The 12,273-nt window shown below is 56.0% G+C and carries 13 protein-coding genes; 7 read left to right on the forward strand and 6 right to left on the reverse strand.

The features are described from left to right. The first annotated feature begins 13 nt into the window (after positions 1-13). Both pepF and RB_RS20995 read left to right on the forward strand, forming a co-directional pair. Complete coding sequence (pepF, locus tag RB_RS20990) at positions 14-1,822, forward strand: oligoendopeptidase F (protein WP_011122658.1); 1,809 nt, start codon at positions 14-16, stop codon at positions 1,820-1,822. Beyond that, a complete protein-coding gene (locus RB_RS20995; protein WP_164922314.1) occupies positions 1,819-3,366 on the forward strand; it encodes a sugar ABC transporter ATP-binding protein in 1,548 nt (515 codons plus the stop codon). Before pepF ends, RB_RS20995 begins: the two co-directional genes overlap by 4 nt. 1 nt (position 3,367) lies before the next feature. Here RB_RS20995 and RB_RS21000 read toward each other — a convergent pair whose 3' ends face one another. The 6 genes from RB_RS21000 to RB_RS21025 all read right to left on the reverse strand — a co-directional run bounded on the left by RB_RS21000 (position 3,368) and on the right by RB_RS21025 (position 8,657). Further along, positions 3,368-3,679 carry a type II toxin-antitoxin system RelE/ParE family toxin gene (locus RB_RS21000; RefSeq protein ID WP_007334253.1) on the reverse strand — a complete coding sequence of 104 codons (312 nt, stop codon included), beginning with the start codon at positions 3,677-3,679 and terminating at the stop codon, positions 3,368-3,370. Continuing rightward, positions 3,676-3,927 carry a ribbon-helix-helix domain-containing protein gene (locus tag RB_RS21005; protein ID WP_007337282.1) on the reverse strand — a complete coding sequence of 84 codons (252 nt, stop codon included), beginning with the start codon at positions 3,925-3,927 and terminating at the stop codon, positions 3,676-3,678. Before RB_RS21005 ends, RB_RS21000 begins: the two co-directional genes overlap by 4 nt. A 219-nt stretch (positions 3,928-4,146) precedes the next feature. Continuing rightward, positions 4,147-4,782: a uracil phosphoribosyltransferase gene (gene upp, locus RB_RS21010; protein WP_011122661.1), complete on the reverse strand. Its 636-nt coding sequence runs from the start codon at positions 4,780-4,782 to the stop codon at positions 4,147-4,149. Between the two features lie 123 nt (positions 4,783-4,905). Further along, positions 4,906-6,288, reverse strand: a complete 1,383-nt coding sequence (locus tag RB_RS21015; protein ID WP_164922315.1) for a dihydroorotase — start codon at positions 6,286-6,288, stop codon at positions 4,906-4,908. Positions 6,289-6,549: 261 nt separating this feature from the next. Then, positions 6,550-7,344, reverse strand: a complete 795-nt coding sequence (locus RB_RS21020) for a ThuA domain-containing protein (protein ID WP_007327171.1) — start codon at positions 7,342-7,344, stop codon at positions 6,550-6,552. A gap of 2 nt (positions 7,345-7,346) precedes the next feature. Continuing rightward, entirely contained in the window at positions 7,347-8,657 is a 1,311-nt protein-coding gene (locus tag RB_RS21025; protein ID WP_007327172.1) for a DUF4912 domain-containing protein, read from the reverse strand. 396 nt (positions 8,658-9,053) lie between these two features. Between RB_RS21025 and RB_RS21030 the strand changes: the two genes are divergently transcribed. The 5 genes from RB_RS21030 (at position 9,054) to atpF (ending at position 12,272) form a co-directional block, all read left to right on the forward strand. Then, entirely contained in the window at positions 9,054-9,290 is a 237-nt protein-coding gene (locus RB_RS21030; RefSeq protein ID WP_007337279.1) for an AtpZ/AtpI family protein, read from the forward strand. Between the two features lie 210 nt (positions 9,291-9,500). After that, complete coding sequence (locus RB_RS21040; RefSeq protein WP_052028830.1) at positions 9,501-9,917, forward strand: hypothetical protein; 417 nt, start codon at positions 9,501-9,503, stop codon at positions 9,915-9,917. Between the two features lie 26 nt (positions 9,918-9,943). After that, complete coding sequence (atpB, locus tag RB_RS21045; RefSeq protein WP_007327177.1) at positions 9,944-10,993, forward strand: F0F1 ATP synthase subunit A; 1,050 nt, start codon at positions 9,944-9,946, stop codon at positions 10,991-10,993. Positions 10,994-11,275: 282 nt separating this feature from the next. Then, positions 11,276-11,533 (forward strand): ATP synthase F0 subunit C, encoded by a 258-nt coding sequence (gene atpE, locus RB_RS21050; RefSeq protein WP_007327179.1) that lies wholly within the window; start codon positions 11,276-11,278, stop codon positions 11,531-11,533. 10 nt (positions 11,534-11,543) lie between these two features. Then, complete coding sequence (gene atpF, locus RB_RS21055; protein WP_007334260.1) at positions 11,544-12,272, forward strand: F0F1 ATP synthase subunit B; 729 nt, start codon at positions 11,544-11,546, stop codon at positions 12,270-12,272. The last annotated feature ends 1 nt before the right edge of the window (position 12,273 follow it).

Consider the following 12,273-nt stretch of genomic DNA (forward strand, 5'->3'; position numbering starts at 1 on the left):
CGATGCTCCACGGATGAACGCACCCGCCGCCACGAAATTGCTAACCCGCGACGAAGTCGCTGCCAGCGATTGCTGGGACCTGTCCAGCCTGTACGAATCCCAGGAGGGTTGGCAGGCCGATTTCGACACGCTGACGTCGAAAATCGACACCTTCGAAACCTACCGAGGACGCTTGGGCGAATCGGCCCAAGTCATCCGTGAATTCTTGGATTTTGATGGCGAGTTCGACCGGATGGCAGAACGCTGCGGCACGTACGCGTTTTTGCGAACAACCGAGAATCAATCCGACAGCGATCATCAAGCCCGCAAGTCGCGATTTCAAAACTTGGCCGTGAAAGCGTCGCAGGCCAGCAGCTTTGTTCGTCCCGAATTGCTGAGCATCGAGCCGGAAAAAATGGAATCGTTTTTGAACGATCCGGTTCTGGAACCTTACAAGTTGTTGCTCGAGCGAATCGTTCGCTATCGTCCACACACGTTGACCGATCGCGAAGAACGTTTGCTGGCGATGCAAGGCGAGATGGCGGGCGCGGCAGGCAACGCCTTTCGACAGCTCAACGACGCGGACCTTCGTTTTGGTGAGCTTGAAAACGAAGACGGACAACGGATGGAGTTGTCGCACGCAACGTTCATTCAGTTCCTGCACAGCACCGATCGCGACGTTCGCAAGAAGGCGTTCGATCAGTACTACCAAGTCTTCTCGGAACACGAGAACACGCTGGCGGCGACCTTGGCCGGCAGCGTCCACCGAGACGTGTACTACGCTCGTGCCCGCAACTACGAGAGCAGCCTGGAAGCGTCGCTGTTCCCCGACAACATGCCCGTGTCGGTCTATGACAATTTGATCCAAGCGGTGCGAGATTCATTGCCAGCGGTTCACGAATACTTGGACGTGCGTCGTCGCAAGATGAACTTGCCCGACATGCATCATTACGACACTTACGTGCCGATCCTGTCAGGAATCAAAAAGCATCACACGTGGGACCAAGCGGTCAACGTCGTGCTGGAATCGTTGCAACCGCTCGGCGACGAATATGTGTCGACGCTGGAAGAGGGACTGCGTGGCCGTTGGGCTGATCGCTATCCCAACCGGGGCAAACAAAGCGGCGCTTTCAGTTGCGGGTCGTTCGATGGCGACCCGTTCATCTTGATGAACTTCAAAGAAGAAGTGCTCAACGATGTGTTCACGCTGACGCACGAAGCCGGTCACTCGATGCACAGTTGGTATTCGTCGAAGAACCAACCTTATCAGTACTACGATTACACGATCTTTGTGGCGGAAGTTGCCAGCACCTTCAATGAACAATTGCTGACACATCATTTGCTTGAGAACGCTCAAGACGATGCCGAGCGAGCCTATTTGATCAACAACGAACTCGACAGCATCCGCGCCACCGTGGTCCGGCAAACGATGTTCGCGGAGTTCGAAAAGAAGACTCACGAGATGGCGGAAGCCGGTGAACCGCTGACCGTTGCATCGTTCCGTGCCGCGTATCGCGAGTTGTTGGATGCTTACTTCGGTCCCGATTTCATTGTCGATGACGCGTTGGAACTGGAATGTTTCCGTATCCCTCACTTCTACCGTGCGTTCTACGTTTACAAGTACGCCACCGGACTCAGTGCCGCCGTGGCGCTCAGTCGTCGCGTGCTCGGTGGTGGCGAATCGGAACTGAATGATTATCTGAATTTCTTGCGTGGTGGTTGCAGCCAAGACCCATTGGATCTGCTTCGCGGAGCCGGCGTCGACATGACCCAGCCCGAAGCGGTGAAGACGACTTTGGATCACTTCGCCAGTCTCTCCAAGCAACTCGACGAACTGCTGTGACCGACGCCACCCATCGTCTGGAACTGACCGGAATTCGCAAACACTTTGGATCGACCAAGGCGCTCGACGGCGTCGATTTGGTCGTCGGTCCTGGCGAAGTGCATGCGATCATCGGCGAAAACGGGGCTGGCAAGAGCACCTTGATGAAGGTCTTGTCCGGTGCTCATCGCCCAGACGCCGGTCGAATCCAAATCGATGGGGAAGAGGTTGATCTGAGCAACCCGCGAGCCTCCCAGGCCGCGGGTATCGCGATGATTTATCAGGAGCTGAACCTGGCTCCTGATTTGTCGGTCGCGGACAACATCACCTTGGGCGACGAACCGTCTCGATGGGGCGGACGCGGAGGTGGTTGGCTGGATCGTGGTCGGCAACATGCGATCGCCAAGGAAGCTTTGAAGCGGTTGCACTGCGAAGACATTGATCCGGCGCAACCCGTTCGCAAATTGTCGATCGCTCAGCAGCAAATGGTCGAGATCGCTCGCGCGGTTGTGGCCGATCGCAAGCTGAAACTGTTGATCTTGGACGAACCTACCAGCAGCCTGACCCAGGTCGACACCGAGAACCTGTTCGCGGTGATCGAGCGACTGAAATCCGAAGGCGTCAGCGTGCTGTACATCAGCCACTTTCTGGAAGAGTGTCAGTCGGTCGGTGATCGCTTCACCGTCCTTCGAGATGGCGTGACAGCAGGCTCAGGCAGCTTGACTGAAAACGACCCGGATTGGATGCCGATGGATTCCATCGTGCAGATGATGGTTGGTCGTGAGATCTCGCAACTCTATCCCGACCTCGACCATGTTCGTGGCGAACCCGTGTTGCAACTCGAAGATGTTCGCGGGTCACGTTTGCCTACCGATGTTTCATTGACGCTGCACCGAGGCGAGATCTTGGGGCTCGCCGGATTGATCGGCGCGGGACGGACGGAAACGATTCGAGCCCTGTTTGGGCTGGATCGATTGGCGTCTGGCAAAGTCGTCGTGATGGGTCGCGAAGATGCGCGGCGGGATCCGCAGAAGAGTTGGATTCGAGACGCGATGGGTTTGGTGTCCGAGGATCGCAAGAACGAAGGTTTGTTCTTGGAACGCAGTCTGACCGAGAACCTGACGCTGACTCGAACCGAGCCCTACCGACGAGGCCCGTTCCTTCGTCGATCGGAAATGAAGAAGGCGACCGAGCATTGGATGAAAGAATTGGCGGTTCGGGCGAGCGACCCGGACCAGGCGATCGGTGAGCTATCCGGTGGTAATCAACAGAAGATCGCATTGGCTCGTTTGCTGCATCATGATTGCGAGATCTTGTTGCTTGATGAGCCCACTCGCGGCATCGACATCGGCAGCAAACGCACGATCTATCAAACGATTGGTGAGCTGGCGGCGGAGGGCAAAGCGATCTTGTTGATCAGCAGTTACTTGCCCGAGTTGCTCGGCGTCTGCGATTCAATTGGCGTGATTCACCAAGGCCGCTTGACCAGCATCCGTCCCGCCAGCGAATGGACCGAACACAGTCTGCTGACCGAAGCGCTGGGCGCCGCGGCAACATCCGAGTGAGTCATGATTTTTTCGGCCTGAACCCGTCGGTGAACATGCTGATCCAATCTCGAGATCCGTGTATCACAGCGGCGACTTCGATGCCTCCGGATATTGGATAGAAGAAAATCACGTAGTTGTTCGCGGGACGAGGAGGCGAGAACACACGGATACCGGGCAACAGGTCTTCTCGAAGAGTTCCGACACCAGGATGGTTGGCCAGTACCTGAAACGTATTGTGCAACGCTTCTAAAATCGCAACTGCGTTGCTCGCATCGCCCGCGATTTCATCGAGATTCGCATTCGCTGAGTGCGAAAGTAGATAGCGACTCACATTTGCGACCGAGAGGCTGCTTTCGCTTTCAGCTCATCAAATCGTGCGGCCAGCGTTTGGTCGTCGTATTCAACCAACTCGCCTTCGTCGAGCTGGCGACGGCTCTCTTTCAATTGGACCACCAATTCGTTGCGTTTACGAAGCAACGCAATACCCGCATCAATCGCCTCTTCACGTGAGGTGTAGACACCGCCTGCGACTTGATCGTCGATGTAGGCTTGGTTCTCAGGGGAAAGATGTTGGCTCATTTTGGGGTGCTCCGAGTTAGACGTGAACAATCGCCATTCTACCCAGTTGTCATTGATCAGTCGAAAAATGAGGTTTGATGATCGTTCGCGTGAACTTTAGCGTCGCGTTTCACCGGGTGAGCCATAGCGATTTCGGTGTGAGGTTCTTGCCGGGACCGGTCGCTCAGATGCGGATGTTCAAACGATTCACTTTAGAAGATCAGGCTGCATCTGAGATTGTCAGTCGTTTTGCGGTGTGTCGAAGATGCGGTCGCCGGCGTCGCCGAGGCCGGGGACGATGAAGGCTTGTTCGTTCAAGCTGGGGTCAACCGCGGCGACGAACAATTTGATGTGGGGGAAATCTTTGGCGACGCGGTCGAGTCCGGCTTGGGATGCGATGATGCTGAGCACACGGATGTCTTCGACTCCCCACCGCATCAAACGACGAACGACCATGTCGATCGATCCGCCGGTGGCCAACATTGGATCGAGAATCAAAGCGACGTTGGGAGCGCCCTTCTTGGGCAGTTTGTCATAGTAGCCGACCGGTTCGGCAGTTTGCTCGTTGCGATACAGACCGAGGTGCCACACGGAGGCGTCAGGGATCAGGTCCAACAACGGATCAACCATCCCCAGTCCGGCTCGAAGCACGGGAACGATCCCGATATCCGTTGCCAATTCATGACACGGCGCGTCCGCAACCGGCGTGGGAATGGTGATGGGTTGTGTCGGCAAGTCATCGGTCGCACGAACACCAATCAACATCGCCAGCCGCGAAACGGCGGATCGAAACTCAGACGGTCGCGTTCGCTTGTCTCGCAATTGACAAAGATGATGCGAAACCAAAGGGTGCTGCAAAACGTGAACGTGCGACATGACTTGAGTGGCTAGGGGCGAATGAATGAGAGGTGTGCAAAAGCGTGATCGAAGTCCGCCGATGATCGATCAAGTCTGTGAAGCTGAATGAGCAACGGAAAGCCTGTGTGGTTGTGCAACCTATCAGGCGTTTGTTGGGCCGATGCCGTCAGCCGTGTTCCAGAAGCCGCCGCGGGCGTGATCGAAGATGGGTTTTTGGCCGCGAATCTTTTCGCGAAAACCGCCGTCGATGGACCACACGATGGAACCGTTCACGATCGTCGTGACGGGCCATCCGCGAAGGGTTTCGCCGTTCCAGGGGCTCCAGCGGTTCTTCGTGTGTTGGTCTTCATCGCGAATCGTGCGTTCGGAATTCATGCGGACCAAGACTAGGTCAGCGTCGTAGCCGTTGGCGATGCGGCCCTTGCCCGTGATGCCCCAAACCCGCGCGGGGGCATCGCTCATCCAGTGCGCGATCTGTGGCAAAGTGACTTTGCCGGCGTTGCATTGATTGAGCATCAACGCGAGCGAGTTCTCAACCGCTGGCAAACCCGATGGCGACTGCGGGTAGGGTTGGGCTTTTTCTTCCAACGTGTGAGGTGCGTGGTCGGTCGCGATGACTTGGATGACATCGTCCTGCAGAGCCTGCCAAAGCTTGGCGTTGTCCTCCGCGGTTTTGATCGAAGGGTTCATTTGGATCAGTGAACCCAGCCGGTCGTAATCATCGACGTTGAAGAACAAGTGATGCGGGCAGACCTCCGCGGTCAGGTATGGCGATGGATCGACGAGCGACACAAGTTCCGCGCCGGTGGACACGTGCAAGACATGAAAACGATGTTGGTGCCGACGGGCCAACTCGGTTGCTCGTGCGGTCGAGATCACCGCGGCGGCTTCATCACGTATACGAGAGTGATCGTGAATGTCGGTGGTGCCGGCCAGTCGTTCTGCATTGGCTCGCACGGTGGTTTCGTCTTCGCAGTGGGCGCAGATCGGCAGAGTCGTCTCAGCGAAGATGCGTTCCAAGGCGGCTTGTTCATCGACCAACAGGTTGCCGGTGCTGCTGCCGATGAAGATCTTGATGCCGGGAACGTTTTGAGCGGCATTCAGCTCGGCCACGTTGTCCGGTGTCGCGCCGATGTAGAAGCCATAGTTGACCAATGACTTTTCGGCGGCGAGGGCTTCTTTAGCTTGGACACCTTCGATGGTGATCGCAGGCGGTTTGGTGTTGGGCATTTCCAAGAACGTGGTCACACCACCGGCGGCACAAGCGTGGGACGCCGTCGCCAAATCTTCTTTGTGAGTCAGACCAGGTTCGCGAAAGTGGACTTGGTCATCGATCACGCCGGGCAGCAGAAACAGATCGTCGGCTTCGATCAAATGATCGCACGAGGCGGTGGATGAGGCGTCCGCGTCGAGAATCTTCCCGTCTTCGATCAGCACGTGACGAAGATCGACGGTGCCGGAAGAACTGTGGATGCCATCGCCAGGCAAAACCGCCTGCGCGTTTCGGATCAGAGTGCGTGCCATCAATGAGCTCAAGCTGAAAAGACCAACCAAACGGAGTGTCGAGTTCGGTCGATCAGTTTAGCACTGATGCGTTGGCTCATCGTGACCCACTGAACAATGAGCCCAAACGAATCCCAGAGAGCCCAAACGGGACCCAAAAACTAGCTTGGACGCCGGTTGGTCGTTCATTGAGGGGCGATCGGTTGTTTCCCTGAACAAATCAACAGCCTGATTTCGCTTCGGGTCATCCACGCTCGGCCAATCGTCGCCGCGGTCGAGAACCTACTCGACGCGACCGGCGGCCCACAGCATTCCACGAACCAGATTGGCGAGGAACACATCGTCTTGGAACGTCTCGTTGGAGTGACCATAGGTCGTTCCGTAAACGCGAGCATCACCGTATTGGTTGGTCCAAATGACGGGATGCGATTTGCCATCACGTTCGCTTTTGGAAGTCGCCAAAACGGTTGTGTTGGGCCAAACTTTTTCGATGATGTACAGCTCGTCCATCGCGGACACGTGGGCGGCGGGATACTCACGCATCACCGGATGGTCTTCCGCGACCACTTTGATTGGGTAATGGCTTTGGTGATCATGGCGACGGCTGGTGACACCTAAAAACTCTCGCCAATCATCGATTTCCGCGTCACGGTAGGTGTGCATGGCACAGTGAATGACCACGGCGGGAACACCAGCGTGGTGGGCTTTCGTGATCTGACGGATGTAATCGGGGTTGGTCGTGGCGGCGAAGCATTCGTTGTGAATGACGACGTCGAACGGTTTGGCCCAATCTTCATCGCCGTAGAAGTCGATTTCGGCTTGGGTGCCTTTGCCACCATCGTTGACGACGGTCCATTTGGCTTCGACACCGGCTTTAGTGGCCGCCATCTGGATGGCTTTGGCTTGGAAGTCGTAATCGTGGCAGCATCCACTGGTGATGATGAGGACACTTAGCGAATCGTCGTCTGATTCGGCTTTGGATGGTTCGTCCGCTGAGGCGAGTCCTGAGAGAAGGACTGCGGATGCCAACAAAAAAGTCGCGGCGAAACGCCGCGACAGGGTGGTGAGAGACGTCATGCTCAGTTGTTCTCTTGAAGTTCGACGGTGTCCATGACTTTTGTGTTTCGCTCGATCGCGATCACGGTGGTGCGTTGGCGAAGACCATCGCGTGTTTCGGCCGTCACGGGAAGTACCTGACGTTTGTCGGGGAACTCCATGCGAACCGTGAACGCACCATCGTTTTGCAGTTTGACGGGATGCCCGCCCACCATCACCGAGGCCGTTGGGTCAGCTTTTCCGAACACGATCAGTTCGGCTTCGACATCCAAACGCAGTTTGGTTTGACGCAGCAGCGAGGGGTCGCCGGTGGTCGAACCTGAATCGTTTCGATGAGGCATTTTGCGTTGAAGACGCTCTTCAAAGACTTCTCGCAGGTCGTTGCTGCGGGATTCGTATCCGCCGCTGAGAGCGTAGATTCGCTCGTAATCTTCAGCGATGTCCTGCCAGTGTTCATCAAGACGTTGGCAATCACCGGGCACGGGTGTTTCGACCACGTTGCTGCGGCAAAGACAGTGAAATTCTCCGTCGCTGGCCAGATACCCGATTGCAACGCGGTAGCGCGACGGTGGGTTTTGGACGTCGACGTACCAATTACTGACTCCGCCGTGAACGGTGATATCGCGAGCAACCGTTTCGGCACTGTTGCTGGTCACGTCGCCAACGGCCAACAAACGCAAGGTTGGGACCGCGGTGTGCCACTTTTCAGCCATTGCCGACTGAGCACGTTGGACGCTGGTTTGGGTGATTTCCCAGCTAGCCTGCAACCAATAGGCGTCGCGAACGACCAGGACGATGCGGTCTTTGTGAGGAGAATCGGCTCGGTGACGCTGGGCACCGTCGGTGACGGCGGATCCGGCAACCAGCGTGCCGGTGGAGAGGTCCTTGTGCTTTTGAACCAGTTCGCGGCGGCGACGCATTTCAGCCCGGATACGTTCGGTTTTTGCGGAAACTTTAGGTTCCGTCAGGTCCGTCATGGGTGCGTCGGGGCGAGTTCGCACGGTCGTCTTTGGTTTGGTGGTGGCAGATTTGCGAGCTGGAGACTTGGTGGGAGTTTTGCTGCTCGTGGCGGAGCGAGGTTTCTTTGCGGTGGCGGCGGCTCGCGGCTCGCTGGGTTTCGAGGTGCTTTTCGCTTTGGCGGACCCTGCACCAGCCCCCGCACGGCTTTTCTTTGCGTCACTGGCGGCTTTTCGGCGCAGCCGTTGCTGAGCCTTCTTGATCTCACTGATCAAGTCGTCTTTCCGCATCGAGTGCCAACCTGTGATTCCGTAGTTCTTGGCGATTTCAGCCAATTCGCGACGGGTTTGCGACGGTAGATCAACAGTACTAATCAAGGTGGGCTCCTCGAGATGAACGCCTCACTGAACACCCCAAAGTTGGGGGGCGGAAAGGCGTGAATGGTTGATTTGAGGCAACAGATTGATGCCAATGTTCACCCAGCCATAACGCCGGGGAAGGAGGCATAATCGGTTAGTGATCGCACCTTAACGGGGGAATCTGCTGCCCAACTATTATGGCAAGGGGATGCTCAATGTTCCAGTGTCCGATTGGCGAAAAGCCGGATTGAGAAGCGAAAAGACGGACCCTCGGATGACAAAAACCCTCTGATCGTCCAATCTTTGCACGGTTCGAGCGAACGAATCTGCGAAGGGTTGGGTGAGATCATGTTCGCGACACTATAACTTGCTCGCTGAGAAAATCGAGCAAACAGCTTAGGAGAGGGGGTTGGCATGAGTGATCCAGGGCAACGGAACGACGAAGGCAACAACACGCAGCCGATGCTTCGATTGGCCTCCGCGGGGTTCGAACTGGCATCTTTTCCCCTTCTGCTGGGCGCGATGGGGTACTACTGGCTGGATCCCTGGATGGGGAACGAGACCCCATATATCGCGATCGCCGGAGTTTTGGTCGGATTCTGTTTGGGGTTCTACCGGCTCATCCTGATGGTGAATCAGCTTCCATCGTGAAATCAGCCTCCGGAACGTGTTTGACACGCCCAATTCTTCGTGGGCGGGCTGTTGATTGACGAGCCGTACCGCGTTCGCGGCGGCTGATCAGACGCCAACCGGGGCGAATACCCAGCGCTAATTCGGCTAATTGTTGTCATTCGGTACACGACTAAATCAGCAGCCCGTAGGCGGTGACATTTGACGCAAGCGAGTTCGAGCAGAATTGTATTGATCACGGTTGCGACGATCACCGTGGTTTGGCTGGTTTTGTGTCTGCTGGTGATGGCGGGGAGTTTTCTTCAGAGCCTGATTTCGCCAAATTCGACCTGGGGCATTGTGTCGCTGGTCAGTCCCTTTTTAGTGTGGCGAAAGTTGGCGATCGCGAGTTGGGTGATCGCTTTGGCCTCGGTCTTTCCGCGATTGATGTCGGTCCAAATCAGCACAGACCGGTGGCTGGCTACGCAAGGCTTTCTGGCTGGGATGCTGATTCGGATCAGCGGGACCGTTGCGTTGTTTTTGGCCAGTAGTTATTACTTGGACGCTCCCGAGACTTGGACCGCCGGCTGGTTGCTGTTCTGGCACGTCAGTTTATTGGCCGTCGAAGTCGTTGTGATCGCACGGTTCGCTCACCGTGACGTTGCCTGAAATCATCCCGACCCAATTCATTTGTCATGTTGCCATTTTTAGCCGCAGCCGGTCACGATCCGACCGATCACGCGATTCCGCACGCGTTGCATGATTCGCCGTTGCTCAAGATTCCGTTTGGTGGCGAGGACACGAACGTTCCCGCGCTGGGAATCCGGGATGGCTACTACGAGTTCTTCCTGACCAATCACTTGATGATGACGGCCGTGGTCGGTTTGCTGCTGATCATCACCGGCGTATTGTGCTCGCGAAAAATCAGCATCTTTCATGGCGAAGGCCTGGGACGCTATCAAACTCGCGGTCGCCTGTCGCAATTGTTCGAAACGATCTGTGCGTTCATTCGCGATGAGGTCGCTTATCCGAACCTGCACGGCCTGACCGACAAATACATTCACTACATCTGGACGGTGTTCTTCTTCATCCTGTTTGCCAACATTTTGGGCGTCATCCCATTTGGCTACATGTTGCAGTTGATCACTGGAAACGACGCATTTTCGCACTGGGGCGGTAGTGCCACTGGGAACCTGTCGTTGACCAGCATGTTGGCTTTGACCTCGCTGATCGCGATCATTTTCATCGGGATTCGCGAAACCAGTGCCAAAGACTTCTTCAATCACTTCAACCCCATTGGCTGGGATGGCGGCATTTTGATGTTGCCCATCGCGTTGATGTTGTACGTGCTCGAGTGGCTCAGTTTGCTGGTCAAATGCTTCGTGCTTGCCATGCGGTTGTTCGGCACGATGATGGCCGGCCACTTGGTGCTTGCCGCTTTCGTTGGTCTGATCTTCGCCGCCGGTGAAGCGAGCAAGGGAATGGGATACGCGGTCAGCGTCCCTGTTGTCTTGGTGGCAACATCGCTGACATTGTTGGAGTTGTTTGTTTGCTGCCTGCAAGCGTTCATCTTCACCTTCCTGACCGTGCTGTTCATCGCCGCGATGGCGACTCATGAACACGACGAGCATTTGGACGACGACCCGCACGCAATGACGGACGCCAACCAAATGGACCCAGACAAGATTTTTGACCCCAGTCGCATCAGTCCAGCCGTGGGTGCCAGTCATCCAGCGGGCGTCTGATCCGTTTTGAAAGACCCGCGACGGTCGATTTGAATGAACAGAAAACGATGTGGCATTTTGTCGCTCGTTTTCAAGACTCAGAGCACGATGAAATTGCCCTGAGTCCGCAAACTGTTTTGATTCGCGCCGTCAGGCGTTCGGGACTGAAACCTTTTTCAGCTCCTTTCTGACGAAACTACAGCAGGGTGGCATGACGGTTCGACTTGGTTGGACTATTCTTCCGCACTCAAAAAACACCTTTCCCCTTTCACTCGCTCAAAATTTTTACGGAGCAATCTGAAGATGTTAGAACTGGCAATGATGTTGGCCCAAGAAATCGCTTCCTACGACTTCGGCCGCATGGGTCTGGGGATCGGAATCGGATTGATCATTATCGGTGCCGCTTTGGGCATTGGTCGCATCGGTGGCAGTGCTGTCGACGCGATGTCACGTCAGCCTGAAGCTGGCGGACGCATCCAAACGGCGATGATCATCGCGGCTGCACTGATCGAAGGTGCAACCGTCATCGCATTGGTGTTCATTCTGTTGTGCCGCGGCTAGGTCGAATTTGATGAAACGCTTGCTTGCAATTAGCTCGCTCACTTTGCTGGCCTCACTGGTGTTGTTGGTGGTTTCACCTGCACGCTCGTTGGCAGCACAAGATGAAGTGACCGTGGTGGACGCTCTTGCGGACGCGGCGGACAGCGAAGATGGCGATCACGACCATGATCACGAAGGTGATGACCATGGGCACGATGAAGCCGCCGGAGACGAACATGGTCACGGCGACGGCGATCATGCAGCGACTCCTCTGTTGTCGTTCGACGGTGGGTCGGCCATTTGGAACCTGATCATCTTCCTGTGCGTCTTGGCGATTCTGTCCAAATTCGTTTGGCCAGCCGTCCTGGGCGGTTTGCAGGCTCGCGAAGAAAAGATTCGCGAAGATTTGGAATCGGCTGAAAAGGCCAGTGCCGAAGCAAAGCAAATGCTGAGCGATTACCAGTTGAAATTGGACGAGGCGGCCAGCCAAGTTCAAACGATGCTGGCGGATGCTCGTCGTGACGCCGAAGCGAACGGTCAGAAGATTGTCGATGCTGCCAAAGTGGAAGCCGCCGCCCAACGCGAGCGAGCTTTGTCGGACATCGAGAATGCAAAGAAAGTTGCGATGGCTGAGATGGCCGGACAAACGTCCAAATTGGCCATGCAAGTTGCTCGCAGTGTGGTCGGTCGCGAATTGTCGGCTGACGATCACGCGGATTTGATTCGTCAATCGATGGAACGGCTGCCCAGCCAGAACTAAC

This window comes from Rhodopirellula baltica SH 1 (genome assembly GCF_000196115.1).
Classification (GTDB): Bacteria; Planctomycetota; Planctomycetia; order Pirellulales; family Pirellulaceae; genus Rhodopirellula; species Rhodopirellula baltica.